We start from the raw sequence: 20043 nt of genomic DNA, 5'->3' as shown, positions 1-20043 counted from the left end.
TCGATAACGAGGTGTTCGATGATCTACCACGGCACTCGATTCACGTTCCAGCCCGATGTCACACCGCAACAGCGCAAAGCCGCCCTCGAAAGCCTGCGCGACCAGGGGCGGACCATCCCGTCGGTAAGGTCCTTCATCGTCGGCCAGGACCACGGCGGCGAACACGAGTGGGCGGCCATCTTTGTGATCGAGGATCTGGACGGCTACTGGGAGTACCTCATGCATCCGGCGCACCGCCGCGCCGACCAGATCGCACTGCCGCTGATCGCGGAGCAGCTGTCGTTCGACATCGTCGACGACCCGGACCCGCGGCTGGGTCTGAAGATCGCTGAGCTGTACGAGCGCCTGCCGGAGGGGCCCGGGCACACTCGCCGCACGGTGCTCGCATCCATGGCGGCGGCCACCGCGGGAACTGCTGTGGCCGGGCCGATCGCGGGCGCTGCCCCGGCCACCGCGGAAGCGGCCCCGGCCGTCACCGAACGTGCCGCCGCGGTCGCCGCCGGGGTGACGGTGGAGATCGTCTTGTCGGTCAACGGGCAGCGGCGCAGGGTCGTCGTCGAGCCGCGGGTGACGCTGCTTGACGCGCTGCGGGAACGTCTCGGCCTGACCGGCACCAAGAAGGGCTGTGACCGGGGCGAGTGCGGGGCGTGCACCGTGCTGGCCGACGGTGAGCGGATCAAGTCCTGCCTGACCCTGGCCGTGATGGCGCGGAGCGCCGAGATCACCACGGTGGAAGGGCTGGCACGGGGCGAGGAACTGCACCCGGTGCAGGAGGCGTTCATCAGGCACGACGCGTTCCAGTGCGGTGCCTGCACCCCTGGTCAGATCATGTCGGCCGTGGCCTGCATCAATGAGGGCCATACGGGTTCGGAGGCGGAGATCCGCGAATGGATGAGCGGCAACATCTGCCGCTGCGCGGCGTATCAGAACATCGTCGCCGCGGTCGGCGACGCCGCGACGGAGGTGCGGCGGTGAGGGCCTTCGGTTACACGGTCGCCGACAGCCCGGCCGAGGCGGTACGGATCGCCGCCGGGAACCCCGATTCCACGTTCGTGGCGGGCGGCACCGACCTGCTGAACCTGATGCGAGACGGCGCGGAGGCCCACGACCACCTCGTGGACGTCAACCACCTGGGCCTCGACGAGATCGCCGTCGGCTCCAGGCGGCTGCGCGTCGGCGCGCTGGCCCGGATGCGACAGGTCGCCGAGCACCCCCGGGTGCGGCGCGGTTTCCCGGTGCTGTCGCAGGCCCTGCTCGCCTCGGCGTCCCCGCAGGTGCGCAACATGGCCGCGATCGGCGGAAACCTGTTGCAGCGCACCAGATGCGGCTACTTCCGGGACTCCGGCTCGGCGTGCAACAAGCGGGCCCCCGGCAGCGGCTGCCCCGCAATCAACGGGCACAACCGCGGACACGCGATCCTCGGCGGCAGCGACCACTGCATCACCACCCACCCTTCCGACCTCGCGGTGGCGCTGACGGCATTGGAAGCGACCGTGCACCTGCTGGGCTCCGACGGCCACCGAGCCGTCCCCATCTCCGACTTCTACCTCCTGCCCGGGTCGACCCCGACCCGGGAGACCACGATGCGGCCGGGCGAGCTCATCATCCGGGTGGACGTCCCGCGCACGACCCTCGCCGCGCACTCGCGCTACCTGAAGCTGCGCGACCGGGCCACCTTCGAGTTCGCCGTGGTGTCGGTGGCGGCCGCGCTACGGATGAAGGGCCGCGTCGTGCAGGACGTGCGGCTGGCGTTCGGTGGCGTGGCCACCCGTCCGTGGCGAGATGCGCGCGCCGAGGCGGCGCTGCGGGGCGGGCCGCTGACCGCCTCGGCGATCGCCGAGGCGGGACGCGTCCTGGTCCAGGACGCCCGGCCGCGCGAGGGCAACAGGTTCAAGGTCGAACTCGTCCAGCGGGCACTGGAGAGCATCCTCAGTGAGCTGGGAGGCGTCCGATGACCAAGCTGGTCGGGCAGGGCGTGGCGCGAGTGGACGGCCGGCCGAAGGTCACCGGCGCGGCCCGCTACGCCGCCGACAACGAGGTGACCGGCGTGCTGCACGGCTTCATGGTGCTGAGCACGATCGCCCGCGGCGAGGTCACCGAGATCGATACCAGGGCGGCGCTGGCACATCCCGGCGTCGTCGCGGTCTACACCCACCGGGACATGCCACGGTTGACTGTGCCCGATTTCCCGTACAACAGGCCTTTCATCCCGCTTCAGGACACGCGGGTGCACCACAACGGGCAGCCGGTCGCCTACGTCGTGGCGGAGACCCTGGAGCAGGCGCAGGAGGGCGCGAACCTGGTGCGCGTCCGTTACCGGACGGAGCGGCCCACCGTGCGGTTGGACGACGCGCTCGACGAGGCGTTCCTGCCGGATCAAGACTCTGGGCATCCGATTCTTGGAGACCCCAACGAGGTCGTCCGCGGTGACGCCGCCGCGGCGCTCGAACAGGCCGCGGTCCGGGTCGAGCAGAACTACAGCAGCCCGATGCAGCACCACAACCCGATCGAACCGCACACCACCACCGCCGTCTGGAACGGCGACTCGTTGACGCTGTACGAGAGCGCCCAGGGCGTGATCTTCTCCCGTCGCATGGTGTCGATCGCGTTCACCCTGCCGGAGACGAAAATCCGAATCATCTCGCCGTACCTGGGCGGCGGTTTCGGCGGCAAGGGCCCCGTCTATCCGCACACCCTGCTCACCGCGGCGGCGGCGCGGCTCGCCCGTCGGCCGGTGAAGCTCGTGCTGTCCCGCGCGCAGATGTACACCTCGAACGGCCACCGTGCCGAATACCGCCACCGCCTGCAGCTCGGCGCGACCCAGCAGGGCGTGCTGACCGCCATCGCCGACACCTCCACGGCACAGCTGACCCGTCTGGACGAGCACATCTTCAACAGCAGCGACTCCACGGTCCACCTGTACGCCTGCCCGAACGTGCACGTGCGGCAGCTGGGTGTTCGGCTGGACCTGCCGACGTCGAGCTTCATGCGCTCTCCGGAGACGACCGCGCACTTCGGCCTCGAAACCGCCATGGACGAGCTGAGCTACGAGGTCGGCATCGACCCTGTGGAGCTACGAGTACGCAACCACGTCACGTTCAACCAGGTGACCAACCAGCCCTACGCCAGCAAGCACCTGCTGGAGTGCTATCGGAAGGCGGCCAAGGCGTTCGGCTGGGCACGGCGCAACCCCAGGCCTGGGAAGACCAGGGACGGCGACGAGTACATCGGCTGGGGCATGGCCACCGAGGCCCACACCTTCGGCGCGATCGCGTCCAACGCCTCCCTCACCATCGGGCTGGACGGGCGGGCGACCCTGCGGGCCGCCACCCAGGAGATCGGCACCGGCACCTATACCGTGCTCACCCAGGTCGCCGCGGACGAGCTGGGCATGCCGCTCGACCACGTCACCACGCTGCTCGGCGACACCGCGTTCCCCCCTGCGTCTCTGTCGGCGGCGTCGGCCACCATGGCCAGTGTGGTCGGTCCCGTAGCGCAGGCGGCGCAAAGCGCACGAGTCGCCGTGATCGCGCTCGCTGTCGCCGACCCACGTTCCCCGCTGCACGGCGTGCCCGCCGCGGATGTCGTGATCGAGCGCGGACGCCTGTTCGCCCGCGGCGACCGCTACCGCAACGACAGCTACCGCAACATCGTGACCCGTCACGGCAGCGAAGTCGCAGGCACCGGAAACACGCGGAACAGTCCCGGGCACTCCTTCGGTGCTGTGTTCGTAGAGGTCCGGATAAAGCCGAGGCTGGGCGTGTTGCGCGTGAGCCGGGTCGTGACCGCGCACGATCCAGGGCGGGTGCTCAACCCCCGGACCGCACGCGGGCAGGTCATGGGCGGCGTGACCTGGGGCATTGGCTTCGCGCTGATGGAGCACACGATGGTGGACCCGGCGACGGCGCGGGTCGTCAACCCCAACCTGTCCACCTACCTGGTGCCGGTCTGCGCCGACACGCCATCGCTGGAGACCCTGTTCGTGGACCGGCCGGACCAGAGCAGCACGGCGCTCGATGCTCGCGGCTTCGGCGAGGTACCGGGCACCGGGGTCCCTGCGGCGGTCGGCAACGCCATCTTCCACGCCACTGGCCGCCGCCTCCGAGACGTCCCCTTCACCCAGGACAAACTGCTGTGATCAGTGCCGTGGCGACCTGCACGGCCTGCTGGTGCGTCAGCGGGTCGGGGTGTGATCGGCGGCGCGGTCGAGGAGTTCGTTCATGAGTGCGCGCTCGCCGGCGGAGTAGAGGCCGGCGGTGTCGTCCAGCACGGCTTTCAGCGCCACGGCGCGCTCGGCGACGGCGGGTGGGCTGTCCGGGACGGTCTTGGTGATGGCTGCGAGGACGGCCTCGCGCAGTCGGTCCGCAAGGGCGGGGTCACGTTCCTCGTGTGGCGTCTCGATGAGGTTCATCGTGATCCCGACGCAGGCGGCGTGCATCATGCTGATGGCGGTCTCGACGCCGACGACGAGGCGTCCGGCTGCCGCGATGCGTTCGATGAGCATGCGGAGCCGCTGCAGGCCCTGTTCGGCCGCGGGGTGCCGGTGCCCGGGGATGGGCTGGCCGTACATGAGCAGGTACTGCGCGGAATTCCGCAGGCCGAACTCCACATGCAGGTCCCAGCCACGGCGCAGGTCCTCCACCGGATCGGCGGAGAGCCCCTGCGCGTGCTTGTCGGCGAGGTAGCGCGCGAATCCTTCGGAGGCGACGGCTTCGAGCAGCCCGTTCATGTCGGTGAACAGGCGATACAGCGTCGGGGACTGCACCCCCGCCGCCGCGCTGACTGCCCGGGTGGTCACGGCTTCGCGCCCCTGGTCCTGAAGCAGCCGGGTCGCAGCGTCGATGATCCGCTGGCGGACCTCTCCTTGATCGGCCATAGTCGATGCTAACAGAATTCTGCTGTCATCGATTCGATGACCAGAGCCACCTCGTCGCCCTCGTCCGGGCCGGAGCCCGCTTCGAACGCGGCCAGCTCGTCGAGCGGCCTGAGTCCCTCGCCGCCTGACCGTGCTCGACTGCTCCACCTGCCGGTGATCGGGCAGTGGCCGTGGCCGTTCCACGTGCCGTCGGTCAGGTCCATGAACGATCACGTTGGGGAAAATGAGTTCCGCTGTCTGATCGGCATGCCTACGCTCACTGGCCATTGGACACAGCAGATCAGGCTTGGGATGAAAGCTGGGTGGGCGTGAACGGCAGTCGCGGGTTTCGGTCTCCTGACCTTCCAGCCGGCTTTGGCTTCCGGCCCTATCACGGCGGCGAAGACCACGCCGCCATGGCCGCAGTGCGGCTGGGCTGTGCAGAGCGTGACCAGGTCGATGCCCACTCGGTTGTGGAAGGACTCCCGACAGCGGCCGAGATCACCGAAGCCTCCGCAAAGTTGGAGGACCCCTCCAAGAACCAGATCCTGGTGGTGCACGACGGCGACGTCGCCGGCTACGCGACGATCCGGTGGTGGCAGGAGCGAGATGATACGTGGCTGTACCTGCACCGCGGCTACCTCCTGCCCGAGCATCGCGGCCAGGGCATCGGCTCAGCCATGCTGAGCTGGGCCGAAGAACGGATCCGCCAGCTCGTCAGGCAGCATGGAACGGCGCGAACGGCAATGATCGGCGCCAACGCCATGGCCTCCGAACGGGACGCCACGGCACTTCTGCAAGAAGCCGGCTATCGACAGGTCTTTAGTTTGGTCGAGCTGGAGCTGGGCAATCTGCGGCAGCTTCCCGAGCGAGGCAGCGAGTTGCCGGCCGGGATACGGACGGGGCCTGTTGGCACAAGCCACTACCGTGCAGCCTGGAGAATGGTCGTTGATTCGTACGCGGGCACCAGCCTCACCCCGAAGTGGACCTTCCGGGACTTCTGCGACACGGCCGACCCGGCATGCTGGAGGGCCGCGTGGGACGGGGAGGACATGGTCGGCGTCGCCCTCTGCTCCATCCGCCGCCACGACCGCACCGTGGGCGAGGTCGAAGAGCTGAGCGTCCGGGCGGACCGCAGGCGTCTCGGAATCGGCCGGGCCCTGCTGCTGGAGGCGCTGCGCGGCCTCCGAGAGGAGGGCGCGACAACCGCCCGACTGCACACGAGCACGGCCAATCCGCATCGGTCTTACGATCTTTACGAGAGCGTAGGGTTCCGGCGGCAGAACCAGTACGTCCGTTACCGCAAGCCACTTGCCTGATCGACCGGTCATCGGGCTGCCCTGCCAGTCCACAGGATTTGACGACGCCTCAGTGACAGTTCCGGGCCGACAGTACGAAAACTTCTACGCAACGTAGAAGGTCTACCGGTTCCGGGACTCGGGCGAAATGGGAACAGGAAGGTGTCTCTCAATGGAGGCCCTCGCCGGTCTGCTCCTGGTGTTGTGATCCCTGTCGGCATCATCTGGGTAGTGATCGCCGTGGTCCGCATGGACGCCGAGGAACGACGCCGCGAACAATGAGCTTCGTCCGCCCTTCTTCGCCGTGATCCTTCAACCAGGTGGTGGTAGACAGCGGTCAGAGGCCCAGCCCCCTCGTTCACCTCCGGAGATGAGTGTCCACACGTGGAGGTCGTGGGAGCTTTGGACTCGCCGGATCAGGACTGCTTGGCCGCCTTGCGGGTTCTGGGGGTGCCGGGGATGCGGAGCGTGGGCGCCAAGCATCTGTTCGCGCCGTCAGGATGACGCTGCGTCCTCATGCACCGGCGACTCCACGTTCCCGCCCTCACCGGGGTGCATGCGCCCGACCCGCCAAGCTCCGGTCTCGAACTCGGGTGGCACCTGGCCCTCCCAGGGATCGATCCCAAGCCGCTCTATCTCGTTGAACCACACATCGCGCCACGACTCGGGCAGCTGCGCCCCGCACCAGGGACACAACGAGATGCGGGAGATCGAAGACCCCCGCCGTGGATGATCAGCCCGTACTCATCGAACCGCTCGCTGTAGCTCACCAGCGCATCCGCGCACTCGCAGGGGTCGGTGTGCGCATCACATTGGTGACCGAGTCGACGCTCCATCACCTCACAGCAGTGCCTCAAGAGGCCTGACGCTCCCGTCCAGTATCGAAGAACCGCGTGAGGTAATCGTCTGCCTCGAGTTCAGAATCCCGGATCAGGGAGAACACCTCCGTCCCCTCACCGAGCTCATCCCCGATGAAGAAGGCCTGAGCCATTTCCAGGTAAGTCCCGTCCTGGCCCGCCTCCGCCTTGGCAATCGCCTCGTCGAACGAATCAGCCCGCCAAACGGTGATGCTCTCCTCGTACGAACCCGCCGTCACGGCAAAGAAACACCGCACCCCATACCAACCCGACCTGTCCACATCACTCCCCTCCGCAGGCTCATCATCACGGGATCACGAACCTGCGGTCCACCGATAAACAAACAAGGAGCGAAGCAGGCGTATCGGCATCAGCAAGGGCTCGGGTGATCAAGCGATCCGGACCCATCACAGTCGCGACGCCCGCGCGTTCATCGGGTCCAGACGTCTTCGACCGTGGTCAGATGCATTGCATTACCGGGTGAACAAAGAGCCTTCGAAGCGGCGAGCGTTGAGATCAGCTAGTTCTGGACCAGTGCGCTGGCAGACACCGATCTGCGCAATCAGTGGATGGTGCCTACGCCCCGAGCTGGACGAGGCCGGCATCCACCCCACCAGCCGGCTCCCCCAGCTCGCCCACGGCACCAACGTGCACGTCGCCGGACTGGTCGCCCACCGCCGGCGGCGTGTGCTTCCTGTCGAGGACGAAACCGGTATGGCCAACGTGCTGATCTCACCGGCCCTGTTCGACCGCCAACGCCGAATCATCCTCGACGCCGCCGCCCTGACGATCTTCGGACGGCTGGAGCGAGCCGGCGGGGCCACCGACATCATCGCCGCCCGTTTGACTCCACTGCGGGTCGTCACCGGCCGCGACGTCCGCCGCGGCCGGTGATGATCGGGCGGGCACAGCACCATTAAGGAGGTTGGGTGCCGCTGCCTTTCGCCCAGCTCAGCAAGCCCCGGGGGCGCTGCACCCTTCTTCGTACGCGATCTCAACGGCCGGTGGGCCAGGCGGTGGTGCGGCGGCCCGCCGTTGTCCGGGTTCAGCGACCGGGCCGGTAGGTGGCGATGATGACGCCGCTGCTGGTGGGCTTGGCGCTGACCAGTTCGAGCTTGGTGAGAGTGGCGTCGTCGGCGAAGAGCTTCTTGCGGCCGCCACCGGCGACGACCGGGTGGATGAGGAGCACGAGCTCGTCCAGGAGGTCATGCTCGATGAGGGACCTGACCAGGCCGGGGCTGCCGGCGACGGTGATGTCCTTGCCCTCGGTGGCCTTGAGCTTGTCGATCTCGGCGGCGAGGTCGCCCTTGAGCAGGGTGCTGTTGGCCCAGTCGTCGGCATTGTCGAGGGTGGAGGAGACGACGTACTTGGGCGAGTTGTTGATCCAGTTGGCGAAGCCCGCGTCCTCGCCCTCGGTCACGGTCGGCCAGTAACCTGCCCACTCGGTGTAGGTGACCCGGCCGAGGAGGATCGCGTCGGCCGATTCCATCGACTTGCCGAGTTCCTCGCCCATCTCCGCGTCGAAGTCGAACTGCCACTGGTCCGGCGCCTCGGCGACGCCGTCGAGCGAGATGAACAGAGCTGAAACGACCTTGCGCATGATGACTCCCTCGCTTGCTTGTCTGTGCGTGCGAAAGGAACGCTAGAGGCCCCGCGAGGTCAGGTCTTGTACAGAAGCGACACCGGCTCCGCCTCGTCGGCGGCGGCTAGCCGTGTGGCGGTCAGCCCGATGTATCGGTTCAGCGACCTGGAAAGATGCGGCTGGTCGAAGTAGCCGAGTTGATGGACCACCTCGACCGCGGCCATGCCCTCGCGGAGCAGGACGGCTGCGTGGCGGGCGCGATAGATCTGCCGGATGGCGCCTTGGGTAAGGCCTGTGGACGCCACGAAATGCCGCTGGACGCTGCGTTGGGAAATGGCCGGAGGTCTTGCGTCCATGACGGCCGCGACGACCGGATCGCGGACGATGACGCCCTCACGCACCAGCCGGTCGACGAACCCTTCGGCGTTGTCGTAGGTCGGGAGGCGCCAGGCAGAGCCCTTGATCCAGACCGACAGGCGGGTGAGGTCAGGGATTTCCAGGGCGCCGTCGACGAGCCGTTCGGTCGCCATATGCGGGATCACCGTGCCGAGCGAGAGGACGATCCCAAAGAACGTGGCGTCCGCCGGGATCGGCGCCATGGTCGCCTTGGACTCCGGGCCCTGGACACTGGCACGGATCCGGCCGTGCTGTTCCCAGAAGACCAGATCGCACAGCGGCACTGCGACCGAGGTCATCTGGCCGACGTCCACGCTCCGGCTGCGCCACACCCGTTCGATGTAGGGCGAGTCGGAAGGCCGGCTCTCAAGCTCCAAACCCATCCGATACCACCCCTTCCCGAGGGGAGTCTGGCATGGATGACCGCGATGGCGCCGGGCTTGTCCGGGGGAACCGCTTGGCCCAGTCTCCCCACGGGTCCGTGCCATGGCCGACAAGTACGAGCTCCCTTACAGCGCCGGATCCCTGCCGCGCCGAACCTCCAGCACCTGGAAGAAGATCTTCCGAATTATCCTTCACTGACAACTACCCCGAAGGAGACGTGGCGGGCCGTCCGCAGGCGCCCGGCGTGGTCACCGGGTCGCGGTCCAGGTGACGGCGCGCTCTTGGCGGGATTGAGTGAAGATCGTGCCGACGATCTGACCCCGGTTGTTGATGTCCAACGCCTCGGTGGAGCGGGCGCCCGGCACGTGCAGGTCGTACATCGTTCCCCTGTCCCACAGGAACGGGTGGACCTCCCCGTCGGCGGTGAAGCTCTGGCCGATCACCTGGCCCATGTCGTTGACGTCCTTGACCCAGCCGCTGCGGTCGCCGCCCAGGGGCCCCAGGTCGGTCATCTTGCCCCGGTCCCACAGGAAGGCACGAGGCGTACCGGACGCCGTGGTGCTCAGTCCGGCGATCTGTCCCCGTTCGTTGATGGCTTTGCCGAACGGGCCGTGGACGACTGTTGCCGACCCGCCGAGCGTTCCGATGTCGGTCGATCTGCCATGGGCGTACAGGAACGTCCTGCTCTGCTCCTGGTAGAGGCCGACCGCCTGCCCACGGTCGTTGATGTCGGCCATGTAGTTGACCGGTGCCCCGGCCGGACCTTGCACCTTGGTGAGCGTCCGGCCGTTCCACACAAAGCCGGAGTTCTGGGTGCCCAGCTGGGCCAGCACGGTCCCGGTGACCTGCCCTCGGTTGTTGATGCCGGACGGGAGGACGTAGTGGCCGGGGTTCTTCAGCTCGGCCAGCCCGCTCCGGCTCCACAGGCCGGTGGTGCGGGGCAGTCCCGGCGGCCATTCCTGGTCGTGGAATTGCAGGACCTGGCGGCGGTTGTTGAGGGCGACTCTGTAGGCGCCCGGCGGCGGGACCGTAGCGACGACCTGGTCACGGCGATCCCAGAGTGTGCCATCCTCGGCCAGGACATCACCTCGGTCGTTGATGGCGGCGAATCGGGCTCCGGGCCGGGGTGAGGAGAGCGGGTGGAGAACGTAGCCGCTGGGCCCGCAGTCCCAACGAACGATCCGCGTTGCGTACACGTTCTCGTCCGGGGTCAGGGTGGCGCCGATCTGCCCCCGATCGTTGATCGCCATGTCCCGGGCGAGCCCGGCACCGTCGGCGGGGAGTTCGGTCAGTCGGATCGTCACCTGGCTGCTCGTCGCGGGCGCCGCCACCAGCATCAACCCGAAGGCGGCGGCCGTCGGCACGGCCACGGCGCGTTGTACAAGACCTGTCACGATGCCGGCCCTTCACCATCGATTCCATCGACCACGCCACCATATGCTGGCACGGTTGAGGCGGCCCCGTCTTGGCCGCATCCGGCGACACCCGGACGGATACGCCGTCTGCGGCAGGGATCACACGACCCGTCCGGCCTGGTGTTCACCGTGCTGGCCGCCCTGTCGGGATGGAACGCGAATACAAGCCGAAGCTGAGCGCATAGAAGGGTCCGGCCACCGGCGCTCCTCGGCATGATCCCGCGGTCCGGCGGAGACTCGGTGGGTTACCTGCGGCCGGATGGTGTCATCTGATGCCGGAGAATCCTGATGACATCTCGATGGCAAACGATCAAATGATGCCTCGGGCGGTCGGTCGTGATGGCGTGTTTTGCCTGGTCATCGATGTCTGGGGTGGTAGCCGAGACGGGATTCGAACCCGCACTGTCCTCATTGAAAGTGAGGGGACCTGCCAATTAGTCGACCCGGCCTTGCGTAGCGCGTACGAGGATCGAACTCGTGTCTCCAAGGTGAGAGCCTGGTGTCCTGGCCACTGGACGAACGCGCCTGGAAAAGGGCGCCGCTCCGCGAGGGGAGGGCGGTCGTAGGGCGGGTGAGCCTACGGGCGTTCTCCGGAGCGGCGTTCGCGCTTTTCGGTCATGGCGGCCGCTCCTTTCTGTCTGCGGCTGATCCCTACGATGCCTGGACCCGGGTAGTGGCCGCAACGGGTTTTTGTGGGTGGAGGTCGGCTAGGAGGTGCTGCCACTGGGCACCGACTCGGGCCATGTCATAGGCCCGGACGGAACGGAGGGCCTCCTCGCCCAGGCGGTCCCGCAGGGGGGCGTCCTCGATGAGCTTGCGCAGGGCTGCTGTGAGGCCTGCCTGGTCGCCTGGCGGGACGAGAAGGCCGTCGTGACCGGAGGTGATCATTTCGCCTGGGCCGGTGGGGCAGTCGAACGCCACCACGGGGAGGCCCAGGGACATCGCTTCCAGGATCACCATGGGCATGCCTTCGAAGCGGGAGGAAAGCACGTAGATCGAGGCGCGGCGCATCTCTCCCGGCAGATCGAGTGTTCGCGGACGCAGGTCGACGCGGCCCGCCAGGCCCAGATCGGCGATCATCTTCCGAAGCCGGTCGCGGTGGGGTCCGCCGCCGAAGATCCGCAGCGTCCAGTCGGGATGGTCGGCCGCGATGGGCTCGTACGCCCGGATCAGCAGGTCGAAGCCCTTCTGACGGGTCAGCCGGCCCGCGGCCAGGACGACCTTGGCGTCTCGTGGTGAGGGGCCGCTGCCGCTGAGCTCGGGGACCGCGTTCGGGATCTTGACGATCCGGACAGGTGTCCCTGCGAGCGCGGCCTCGTAATCGGCGCGGGACACCTCGGTGAGGACCGCGAGCGCTGTGAGGCGGCCGTACCAGCGCAGGATCTCGCGGCGCAGGTGCGGGCGGTACGACGGCAGGTTCATGTGGTCCTGCCCGATCGTGATGGTCCCGCGCGGCGCGAGCGCGGCGATGAGGAGGTTGAGCGACGGGCGCGTTCCGATCAGAACGTCGGGGGCGGAGCGGCAGAGCGCTCGGACGAGTCGCAGGTCGGTCCAGAGGTTCATGCTGCGGAACGAGGCGTCGCCCGCCGGGGTCAGCAGGCTCGGAAGGCGGGTCATGAGCCGGATGGCCCTGTTCGTCGGTTTGTTCCGGCGGTCGTCCGCGACGGTCACCCTGACGCCGTCAGGTATCCGGAAGCACGGGTCCTGGCGGTCACGGACGACGGTGACGAGCTCGACATCGTGCTCCTGGGCCAGATGGCCGCACAGGTTGAGCACCGTCCGGATCGTCCCACCGGCACCGTACGCGTGCTGCAGCAGGATCCGGATTTTCAGCCGGTCAGTTCGCTGCACCTGGCGCATCCGGACCAATGGCACCAGCGCCATGAGCAGCGCTCGCCGCAACGTTCGGTGCCCACGCCGAAGCATTCCGTGTCGTATCCGGCCCAGCGGGCCTCTTTTCGCCGCCATCTGTCCCCGATCTCAGGCAGGTCGTGTTCCCTACCTTCCCGAGATCGGGCACAGGTCAACGTGGTCAGCCGGTGGTGACTGTGCGGTCCAGTGCGCTGCCCTTCACCCACCGGTTCCACGACATGGCGTAGAAGCTCCAGCCGTTGAACGGGTCGAGCCCGCGCTTGCTGCCGGTGACGATCACCGGGTCGCCGCGGTAGGACAGGTTGTAGAACCACTGGGCCACGGGCGGCGGCAGGTTCACGCAGCCGTGGCTGGCGTTCGTACGGCCGAACGCCCAGTAGCGGTCGGGGCTGGCATGCAGGTACTCACCCGTGCTGGAGATGCGGACCGCGTGCGGCAGCTTCAGGTCGTAGTACTCGGGGTCCTTCTTGTCCGTGACGCCCATCCAGGCGGAGGTCATCCGCTCGACCAGGTGTTTGCTCATGGTCAGGTGGACGCCGCTGGTGGTCAGGTAGGTGTCGACGCCGTTCCGGACCCGGCCGCCCTTGCCGGCGCTGACGCCGCTGCGCTTGACGACCTTCCCGTTGACCTTGAACGTCGCCTTCTTGGTCTTGGTGCTGACCGTGGTGATGTGCTCGTTGCCGATCCGGAAGCTGCGGGAGACGTCGCTGACGCCGTAGGTCTTCTTGCCCGCCTTGATCCCCGCCAGCTTCGCCGTGAACGTGACCTTCTGGTTCGGCTTCCAGTAGCTGCCGTTCTTCGTACGGAAGATCACCTGGCTGTCGCTCGCCCAGTACCAGGCGCCGACGGCGGGCTTGGTGGACTTGACCCCCAGCGCCTGCTCGACGGCCTTGCGGTCGTCGACGCCGCGGTTGAACGTGACGATGATCGGCATGCCGACGCCGACCTTCTCGCCCTTGGTCGGCGTGATGTCGGCGATGGTCAACTCGGCGGCGGGCTTGAGCGTCTTGAACTTGCTCGTCGCCGCGGTCGTCTTGCCCTGCGGGTTCTTGGCGACGACGGAGACCTCGTAGTCGGAGTTCGGCCGCAGCGTGCGGGACTTCCAGCTGGTCTTGTCCGGCGACAGCTGTCCCTCGACCGGCTTGCCCTTGCGGGTGACGGTGACCTGTTCGAGCGCGCCGTTCGCGACCTTGACCTGGACGCCTTCTTCGGGCTTGGCCTTGCCGTTCCCGTTACCCGGCGTGATCGTCACCTGGGGGGCGTTCGGCTCGTTCTTACCGCCGACCGTGGTGCCGCCCCCACCGTCGTCGCCGCCCCCCGAACAGGCGGTCGCGAGGAGCAGCACGGCCCCCGCAAGCCCCGTGCCCGCCCGCACCCCTGCGGTAAGACCTCGCTGCACCATCATCCTCCCGACCCCGCCTGATACCAGGGAGACATTAGCGACAAAAATCGTCGATGATGTCACAACCACTGGTTTTGGCCGACCTCCGAGATCAAAGCGTTGCAAGATCCATCAACTCGGCACGAAATGCCCTGCAGTGCGACACCTGTTCCTCACGCAGCGTGAAGGCCTGCCTCTCACAGCGGCTGGCCTTCATGCCGGCTCAGGCGAGTGCGCTGCCCTGCTTCCAGTCGTCGAACGACTCCTGCCAGAAGCTCCAGCCGTTGTTCCACTCGACTTCCCGGTCACTGCCGGTCAGCTTGAGCACGTCACCGCGCTGCATGATGTCGTAGTACCACTTGGCGTTGGAGGGGCTGAGGTTCAGGCAGCCGTGGCTGACGTTGGCCGATCCCTGTGAACCCACCGACCACGGCGCCGAGTGAGTGTATTCACCACTGTTGGAGAACCGCACCGCATGCTGGACCACGGTCTTGTAGTAGCCCGGGTCACCCTCCTTGCGGCCCGGAGAGACCATCGTCACCGGGCTGGCCTTCTCCATCAGCAGGTGGACACCGCTCGTGGTGGTGTACTCGCGGGTCTGGCCGTTGCCCGCGCTGAACGGGATGGTGCGCAGCTTCTTGCCGTCGCGGGTCACCGTCATCCGGTGCTTGCTGATGTTCCCCGTCGTGATCTGGGCGGCGCCGATGCTGATGGTCTGCTCAACGTCCTTGGCGCCGTACACGTCCTTGCCCGCGGGCACTCCGGCGAGCTGGGCGGTGAACCGCACCTTCTGGTGCGGCGCCCAGTACGTCCTGGTCCGGTAGATCACCTGGTCGGGCGTGATCCAGCGCCATGCGCCCTCGACCGGCTTCTCCGGCGTGACCTGCAACACCCGCTCGACGGCTGCCTTGTCGGTCACCGGCCGGTTGAACCGCACCATGATCGGCATACCGACGCCGACCTCCTCCCCCTTGAGGTTGGGGGTGACGTCGATGACCGACAGCGTCTTGGCCGGCTTGAGCGTGCTGAACGTGCTGGTCGCGGTGTTGATCTTGCCGTCGTGCCTGGACTGGACCGTCACGGTGTACGAGGCGCCCGGTGTCAGCGTGCGGCCGGACCGCCACGTCTTGCGGTCGGCGGACAGCTTCCCGGTGATGGTGGCGCCCTCACCCTGGACGGTCACGTTCTCGAGCGTGGCGTTCGAAGCCTTCACCTCGATGGGGCTGTCCGGCTTCACCGACGCGCCACCGTTCCCCGGCGTGATCGTGACCGACCCGGTCTCGTTCGAGGCCAGCTCTCCCGAGCCGCCACCCCCGCTGCAGCCGGCCACGAGCACGGCCGCGCTCGCACTACCGGCCACGAAAAGCCCCAAACGACCCCGTACAGGCACAATCTCCCCCAAAACCTCTTATTTCCCTACAGACAGGGAAAGGTATCCGAGATTTTGAGACAGAACGAACGACCGAAAAGTTCGATCTTCCAAGAAATAACACGATCGGCAAGCAGTGCATCACCGCGTGCTACGTGGTGAGGCCTCCTGGGTGAGCTCCGCTGGGCGGCGACTCCGGCGGCTCCGGCGGTTCAGGCAGGTGTGCCGTTCACGTGAGCCAGGCAGCGGCGGAAGCTCAGGACCGAGACGGCCACAGCAGCCGCGCCCAGGGCCGCCACCAGGCTGGTGCGCACCCAGAGGTACATGCCGATGGACTCGTTGAAGAGCATCCAGAGGCTGATGACGGCGTTGGAGAAGAAGACCAGCGACCACAGCAGCGAGATGCGCAGGAAGAACTGGCGGACGCGGGCGTGCTCGAGGAAGGCCTCGGGCATGGGGACCATGTCGGTCGCGAGCTTCTGGGCGAGGGGGCGGCGCAGGGGCACGGAGGCGAGGAACGCCATGGCCACCAGGAGCGTGCCGAGCGTCGGCTGGAGGAAGTAGACGACGGCGCTGTGGGTGGCGGCGGCGAGCACGGCGCGGACGGTGACGCCGACGGCGGCGAGCAGGAGCATGCCCGACACCCCGTGGCCGCGCGCGTAACGCCAGGCGATGCCTCCGTACACCCAGACGACGGCGGCGATGAGCGCGCCGTTGAGACCGAGCACGGCGAACGCGGCGTAGAAGACGACGACGGGCGCGATGACGCCTTCGACGAAACGCGGCAGGGCGTGCCGGAGCATGGACGCGAGCCTGGGCAACTCGAAGCCGTGGTGACCGCTGTCCGCCGGTGCCGGTTCCACCGACTCCGCCGTCGGCTTCGCGGGCGACTCGGCGGTCGGCGTCGCGGGTCGGTCCAGCAAGCCTGGTGCGGGTCGATCCATCAAGCCTGGTGCCCCCGGTTCGGCCCGGCGGGCCGCTGAAGAAATGGTCACGATCCGCCCCACGGTACGTGATGAACGACCGTCAGCCGTACGGTTCGGCTCGTCACGTTCGGCGCCTCCCGTGCCGCGGCCCGCGAACCGGACCGGCTCGGGGATTAGTTCGGATGCGCGCCGGGCAAAGTGCGGGTCGCGGCCGGATGCGGCCAATATCGAACCTTCATCGCATCGCGGGCGGTATCGCCCCCACTGGGCCGAGTCCCGGGTGACCTGGCCCTTCCGGCGCTATCGTCACCGTGCCGGCGCGTTCGAGCCCCCTCCCGGGCCTTGGATCCAGAGGGCAGAGAACACCATCCCTCCGCGCCCTTGACGTTATTAGACCGTTCGTTAATAGTTCTCGCACACGTTCTCAACGAGGAGGCGCGGATGGGCGAGACTCTTCCCCCCGACCATGACAACGCCGAGCAGCTGCGCGGCATGCTCCACGCGGTCGGCACGCCCGACGAGCTCCGCCAGCTCCTGGAGGCACCCGGGGTGGACGACGCGGTGATCACGCAGTTCGTCCAGACGGTCGGCGTGGACGACGTCCTCGACCGGGTCTTCACCCTGATGGGCACGCGGTTCATACCCGAGAAGGCGGGCAAGGACGGCGGCTCGGTCCAGTGGAACATCGACACCCCCGAGGGCGTCCGGACGTACCACCTCCTCATCGCGGGCGGAACGGCGCAGGGCCGGCGCGGCGCCCCGGACAAGGCCAAGGTCACCCTGGGGATGTCCCTGCCGAACCTCCTGCGCCTCTGCGCCGGCCGCCTCAACGGCGTCACCGGCGTGATGACCGGGAAGATCAAGATCTCCGGCGACATGATGTTCGGCGCGAAGATGCAAGGCTGGTTCGACTACAGCTGACGGCCAGGCAGGTCACTCCTCCGGGCGGGTGTCGGACGGCGGCTGCCGGACGTCCTGGGCGGCGGCGTAGATCGCGCGGAGGGTCACGGCCACCGACGGCCGGCGCACGCTGGCCGTACGGGTGACGGCGTACACCTCGCGGGCGAGCGAAGGGTCGGGCAGGCTCCGTACCGCCACGCCATGATCGCCCGCGGCGAGGGCCAGCGCCGGGATGGCCGTGATACCGAGGCCCTGCGCCACCAGGCTCAGGATGGTGTGCAGTCCCTCGAACTCCCACGGCACCGGGCGCGCCCCGCCCACCGCGTCCAGCAGCCGGTCGACCGCCTGGCGGGACGGCTCGCCCGGCGGCGCCGCCATCCACGGCTCCTCCCGCAACGCCTGCAGGTCGATCGGCTGATCGGGGTCCGACATCGGATGCCCCGCGGGCAACGCCAGCACCAGCGGATCTCGGCGCAGATGAAAGAACTTCAGGGTCGCGGGCGCCTGATCAGCGATCTTGCCGGTCCAGTCGTCGATCAGGGCGATGTCCACCTCGCCGCTCTGGACCTGCCGGATGCCGTCTCCCGGGCGCGTCTGCCGCAGGACGAACGTCAGACCCGGGTGGTCCGCCAGGCTGTGCGCCAGCGCAGGGGCGAACGCCACCGCCGCGGTCGGGAACGACGTGACCACCACGCGGCCCATCGGTGTGTCCGCCTGGGCAGAAAGCTCTGCCTCCGCCGCCTCGACCAAAGTGAGGATTTGGTCGGCACGTTCGGCGAGCCGCCGTCCGGCATCGGTCAGCTCGGCGCTCCGCGCGGTCCGGTCCAGCAGAGCGACCCGCGCCTCGCGTTCCAGCGCGGCGAGTTGCTGGGAGACCGCGGAGGGTGTGTATCCCAAGGCCGTCGCGGTCGCCGCGATGCTGCCACGGCGCGCGAATTCGGACAGCAGACGCAGCCTGCGCACCTCAAGCATTAGATCTCCTTACGGTCAGCATCGCCCAGACTCGCTTGTGATGATGCTAGAAGCGGGCAAACATTAGTCGAGCCCGGCCGGGTCACTGACAGGAATTCCTGTATCACACACCGCTATTCGCATGCCCTGGAGTTACTGATGTCCGCCCAGCACACGCCCGCACCGTCCCGGCCGCTCCACCCTCCCCTACGCGACCTGCCGGTCTCCCCCACCTTGGCCGCCGACGACACCATCGCCCGCAGGCGCCGCGAAGGGCTTCCCGTCCTCCCGCTGGGCTTCGGCGAGGCCGGGATCCCCATCCACCCGGCCCTCGTCCGCGAGCTGGCCTCGGCCGCCGACCGCGGGGCGTACGGCCCGGTCGCAGGCTCGGCGCCGCTCCGCGCGGCCGCCGCCGGCTACTGGAGCCGGCGTGGCCTGCCGACCGATCCCGGCCTGGTCGTCTGCGGTCCTGGGAGCAAAGCGCTGCTCTTCGGCCTGCTGATGTCGTTGACCGACGGCGACGTGGCGATCCCCGCGCCGAGCTGGGTGTCGTACGCGGCGCAGGCGGCTCTCACCGGAGCCAAGCCCGTCTTCATCGCCACCCCGCCAGGCGAGGGCGGCGTGCCGAGCCCGGCCCTGCTCGCCGACGCGATCGTCCGAGCCCGTTCCCAGGGCCGCTCGATCCGCGCCGTCGTCGTCACGTTGCCGGACAACCCCACCGGGACCCTCGCCTCCGAGGCCACGGTCCGCAGGCTCTGCGCGGTCGCCCGTGAGCACGACCTTTTGATCATTTCCGATGAGATCTACCGCGACCTGGTGCACGATCCCGCGCGCAAGGTGCCGAACCCGGCCTCCTACGCGCCGGAACGCACGGTCGTGACGACGGCGTTGAGCAAGCACTTGGCCGCGGGCGGCTGGCGCCTCGGCGTGGCCCGCCTGCCGGACGGCCCGTTCGGCCATGCCCTTCGCGCCAGCCTCCTCGGCGTGGCGAGCGAGATGTGGTCCAGCGCCCCGGCCCCGATCCAGCAGGCCGCCGCCTACGCCTTCTCCGAGCCACCCGAGCTGATCACCCACGTCGACCGCAGCCGCCGCCTCCACGCGGCCATCGCGCGAGCCGTGGCCGACCGCTTCAGGCAGGCGGAAGCCCGCGTCCGTCCGCCTGAGGCGGCGTTCTACGTCTATCCGGACCTCGACCCGCACCGCGAGACGCTCCGTAAGGCGTACGGCATCGCCACCGCCGCCGAACTCTGCGGCCACCTTTTGGAACGTTACGGAATGTGCATCCTGCCCGGCAGCGCCTTCGGCGAGCCCGCCGAGGCCCTCCGCTTCCGCGTCGCCACGACCCGCCTCTACGGCGAGACCGACGAGCAGCGCCTGACCGCCCTCGCCGCCCTGGACCCGACCGCCCTCCCCTGGGTGGCCGAGTCCCTGGACCGCATCTCCGAGATCCTCACCGACCTCACCGCGGGAGCCACCAAACCCGGCCTCCACCACGCGGCGGCCATCGCCTGAGGCACGTGACGTCAACGCCGCGGTCCCGGCAATCCGATCTTTCCGATCGAATTGCCGGGACCGCGGCGCCTTTCCCCGATGGCGGAGGACGAGAGAATCGAACTCCCGCAGGTATCACCCTGATCTCCGTTTTCGAAACGGGTGCCTTGCCGCTCGGCCAGTCCTCCTTGCGTACGTCGCCGGGGACTCGAACCCCGATCTCGCAGATTAAGAGTCTGCTGCATTTCCAGTCATGCTCGCGACGCTCGTCGAGCCGTAGCGGAGAGTCGAACTCCGTTAGCCAGGGTGGAAACCTGGTGCCTCACCGCCAAGGCTTCTACGGCGGGTGGTGGTGCTGCTACTGCG

18 protein-coding genes, 5 tRNA genes and 1 pseudogene are annotated in these 20043 nt (G+C 68.1%); 7 read left to right on the top strand and 17 right to left on the bottom strand.

The genetic code is table 11. The features are described 5' to 3' along the window. Positions 1-18: 18 nt before the first annotated feature. The 3 genes from F8566_RS52555 to F8566_RS00265 are packed head-to-tail and all read left to right on the top strand — an operon-like array spanning position 19 to position 4138. Positions 19-975 (top strand): 2Fe-2S iron-sulfur cluster-binding protein, encoded by a 957-nt coding sequence (locus F8566_RS52555; protein WP_192809431.1) that lies wholly within the window; start codon positions 19-21, stop codon positions 973-975. Further along, on the top strand, positions 972-1955 hold the full coding sequence (locus tag F8566_RS00270; RefSeq protein ID WP_151556768.1) for an FAD binding domain-containing protein: 984 nt from the start codon (positions 972-974) through the stop codon (positions 1953-1955). Before F8566_RS52555 ends, F8566_RS00270 begins: the two co-directional genes overlap by 4 nt. Continuing rightward, complete coding sequence (locus tag F8566_RS00265; RefSeq protein ID WP_151556766.1) at positions 1952-4138, top strand: xanthine dehydrogenase family protein molybdopterin-binding subunit; 2187 nt, start codon at positions 1952-1954, stop codon at positions 4136-4138. The genes F8566_RS00270 and F8566_RS00265 overlap by 4 nt, the downstream gene beginning before the upstream one ends. Before the next feature lie 36 nt (positions 4139-4174). Here the strand turns inward: F8566_RS00265 and F8566_RS00260 are convergent, their stop codons facing one another. Further along, a complete protein-coding gene (locus tag F8566_RS00260) occupies positions 4175-4876 on the bottom strand; it encodes a TetR/AcrR family transcriptional regulator (protein WP_151556764.1) in 702 nt (233 codons plus the stop codon). 8 nt (positions 4877-4884) lie between these two features. Then, positions 4885-5079, bottom strand: a complete 195-nt coding sequence (locus F8566_RS49570; RefSeq protein ID WP_192809430.1) for a hypothetical protein — start codon at positions 5077-5079, stop codon at positions 4885-4887. A 63-nt stretch (positions 5080-5142) separates the two neighbouring features. Here F8566_RS49570 and F8566_RS00255 point away from each other — a divergent pair, with 63 nt between their 5' ends. Beyond that, on the top strand, positions 5143-6174 hold the full coding sequence (locus F8566_RS00255; RefSeq protein ID WP_225992717.1) for a GNAT family N-acetyltransferase: 1032 nt from the start codon (positions 5143-5145) through the stop codon (positions 6172-6174). A 474-nt stretch (positions 6175-6648) separates the two neighbouring features. Here F8566_RS00255 and F8566_RS52770 read toward each other — a convergent pair. Then, positions 6649-7010 (bottom strand): annotated as a pseudogene (locus tag F8566_RS52770) (DUF6980 family protein). Continuing rightward, positions 7007-7291 (bottom strand): hypothetical protein, encoded by a 285-nt coding sequence (locus F8566_RS00245; RefSeq protein ID WP_151556762.1) that lies wholly within the window; start codon positions 7289-7291, stop codon positions 7007-7009. Before F8566_RS00245 ends, F8566_RS52770 begins: the two are co-directional and overlap by 4 nt. Positions 7292-7544: 253 nt before the next feature. Here F8566_RS00245 and F8566_RS00240 point away from each other — a divergent pair, with 253 nt between their 5' ends. Next, positions 7545-7904 carry a hypothetical protein gene (locus F8566_RS00240; RefSeq protein WP_151556760.1) on the top strand — a complete coding sequence of 120 codons (360 nt, stop codon included), beginning with the start codon at positions 7545-7547 and terminating at the stop codon, positions 7902-7904. Positions 7905-8055: 151 nt separating this feature from the next. Here F8566_RS00240 and F8566_RS00235 read toward each other — a convergent pair whose 3' ends face one another. The 9 genes from F8566_RS00235 to F8566_RS00195 form a co-directional block, all read right to left on the bottom strand. After that, on the bottom strand, positions 8056-8610 hold the full coding sequence (locus F8566_RS00235) for a dihydrofolate reductase family protein (protein ID WP_151556758.1): 555 nt from the start codon (positions 8608-8610) through the stop codon (positions 8056-8058). A gap of 59 nt (positions 8611-8669) precedes the next feature. Next, on the bottom strand, positions 8670-9371 hold the full coding sequence (locus F8566_RS00230) for a helix-turn-helix domain-containing protein (RefSeq protein WP_151556756.1): 702 nt from the start codon (positions 9369-9371) through the stop codon (positions 8670-8672). 249 nt (positions 9372-9620) lie between these two features. Next, positions 9621-10766 (bottom strand): DUF3466 family protein, encoded by a 1146-nt coding sequence (locus tag F8566_RS00225; protein ID WP_151556754.1) that lies wholly within the window; start codon positions 10764-10766, stop codon positions 9621-9623. Positions 10767-11160: 394 nt separating this feature from the next. Then, positions 11161-11236, bottom strand: a tRNA-Glu gene (locus F8566_RS00220). Between the two features lie 5 nt (positions 11237-11241). Continuing rightward, positions 11242-11313, bottom strand: a tRNA-Glu gene (locus F8566_RS00215). Positions 11314-11438: 125 nt separating this feature from the next. Continuing rightward, positions 11439-12647, bottom strand: a complete 1209-nt coding sequence (locus F8566_RS00210; protein WP_404800248.1) for a glycosyltransferase family 4 protein — start codon at positions 12645-12647, stop codon at positions 11439-11441. Between the two features lie 172 nt (positions 12648-12819). Continuing rightward, positions 12820-14064: a L,D-transpeptidase gene (locus F8566_RS00205; RefSeq protein ID WP_225992715.1), complete on the bottom strand. Its 1245-nt coding sequence runs from the start codon at positions 14062-14064 to the stop codon at positions 12820-12822. 199 nt (positions 14065-14263) lie between these two features. Continuing rightward, positions 14264-15400, bottom strand: a complete 1137-nt coding sequence (locus tag F8566_RS00200) for a L,D-transpeptidase (protein ID WP_225992714.1) — start codon at positions 15398-15400, stop codon at positions 14264-14266. A gap of 221 nt (positions 15401-15621) precedes the next feature. Then, positions 15622-16332 carry a VC0807 family protein gene (locus tag F8566_RS00195; RefSeq protein ID WP_225992713.1) on the bottom strand — a complete coding sequence of 237 codons (711 nt, stop codon included), beginning with the start codon at positions 16330-16332 and terminating at the stop codon, positions 15622-15624. A gap of 444 nt (positions 16333-16776) precedes the next feature. Here F8566_RS00195 and F8566_RS00190 point away from each other — a divergent pair, with 444 nt between their 5' ends. After that, positions 16777-17256: an SCP2 sterol-binding domain-containing protein gene (locus tag F8566_RS00190; protein WP_151556748.1), complete on the top strand. Its 480-nt coding sequence runs from the start codon at positions 16777-16779 to the stop codon at positions 17254-17256. A gap of 12 nt (positions 17257-17268) precedes the next feature. Here F8566_RS00190 and F8566_RS00185 read toward each other — a convergent pair whose 3' ends face one another. After that, positions 17269-18207 (bottom strand): LysR family transcriptional regulator, encoded by a 939-nt coding sequence (locus F8566_RS00185; protein WP_151556746.1) that lies wholly within the window; start codon positions 18205-18207, stop codon positions 17269-17271. Positions 18208-18345: 138 nt separating this feature from the next. On the opposite strand from F8566_RS00185, the gene F8566_RS00180 reads away from it, so the two are divergent. Next, positions 18346-19698, top strand: a complete 1353-nt coding sequence (locus F8566_RS00180) for a pyridoxal phosphate-dependent aminotransferase (protein ID WP_151556744.1) — start codon at positions 18346-18348, stop codon at positions 19696-19698. A 79-nt stretch (positions 19699-19777) separates the two neighbouring features. Here F8566_RS00180 and F8566_RS00175 read toward each other — a convergent pair. The 3 genes from F8566_RS00175 to F8566_RS00165 form a co-directional block, all read right to left on the bottom strand. Next, a tRNA-Ser gene (locus F8566_RS00175) sits at positions 19778-19865 on the bottom strand. A 5-nt stretch (positions 19866-19870) separates the two neighbouring features. Next, a tRNA-Lys gene (locus F8566_RS00170) sits at positions 19871-19943 on the bottom strand. A gap of 6 nt (positions 19944-19949) precedes the next feature. Then, positions 19950-20021 (bottom strand) — tRNA-Gly (locus tag F8566_RS00165). Between the last annotated feature and the right edge of the window lie 22 nt (positions 20022-20043).

It is taken from the genome of Actinomadura rudentiformis (assembly GCF_008923185.1).
Lineage (GTDB): Bacteria > Actinomycetota > Actinomycetes > Streptosporangiales > Streptosporangiaceae > Spirillospora > Spirillospora rudentiformis.
Note: the sequence above shows the minus strand (reverse complement) of the source record. Positions and strands in the feature narration are given on the sequence as shown.

Excerpts from the sequence above, each read along its gene's own strand:
- F8566_RS52555 (WP_192809431.1), top strand. The coding sequence starts at position 19 with ATGATCTACCACGGCACTCGATTCACGTTCCAGCCCGATGTCACACCG.
- F8566_RS00265 (WP_151556766.1), top strand. The coding sequence starts at position 1,952 with ATGACCAAGCTGGTCGGGCAGGGCGTGGCGCGAGTGGACGGCCGGCCG.
- F8566_RS00260 (WP_151556764.1), bottom strand. The coding sequence starts at position 4,876 with ATGGCCGATCAAGGAGAGGTCCGCCAGCGGATCATCGACGCTGCGACC.
- F8566_RS49570 (WP_192809430.1), bottom strand. The coding sequence starts at position 5,079 with ATGGACCTGACCGACGGCACGTGGAACGGCCACGGCCACTGCCCGATC.
- F8566_RS00235 (WP_151556758.1), bottom strand. The coding sequence starts at position 8,610 with ATGCGCAAGGTCGTTTCAGCTCTGTTCATCTCGCTCGACGGCGTCGCC.
- F8566_RS00230 (WP_151556756.1), bottom strand. The coding sequence starts at position 9,371 with ATGGGTTTGGAGCTTGAGAGCCGGCCTTCCGACTCGCCCTACATCGAA.
- F8566_RS00210 (WP_404800248.1), bottom strand. The coding sequence starts at position 12,647 with ATGCGCCAGGTGCAGCGAACTGACCGGCTGAAAATCCGGATCCTGCTG.
- F8566_RS00205 (WP_225992715.1), bottom strand. The coding sequence starts at position 14,064 with ATGATGGTGCAGCGAGGTCTTACCGCAGGGGTGCGGGCGGGCACGGGG.
- F8566_RS00190 (WP_151556748.1), top strand. The coding sequence starts at position 16,777 with ATGGGCGAGACTCTTCCCCCCGACCATGACAACGCCGAGCAGCTGCGC.
- F8566_RS00185 (WP_151556746.1), bottom strand. The coding sequence starts at position 18,207 with ATGCTTGAGGTGCGCAGGCTGCGTCTGCTGTCCGAATTCGCGCGCCGT.
- F8566_RS00180 (WP_151556744.1), top strand. The coding sequence starts at position 18,346 with ATGTCCGCCCAGCACACGCCCGCACCGTCCCGGCCGCTCCACCCTCCC.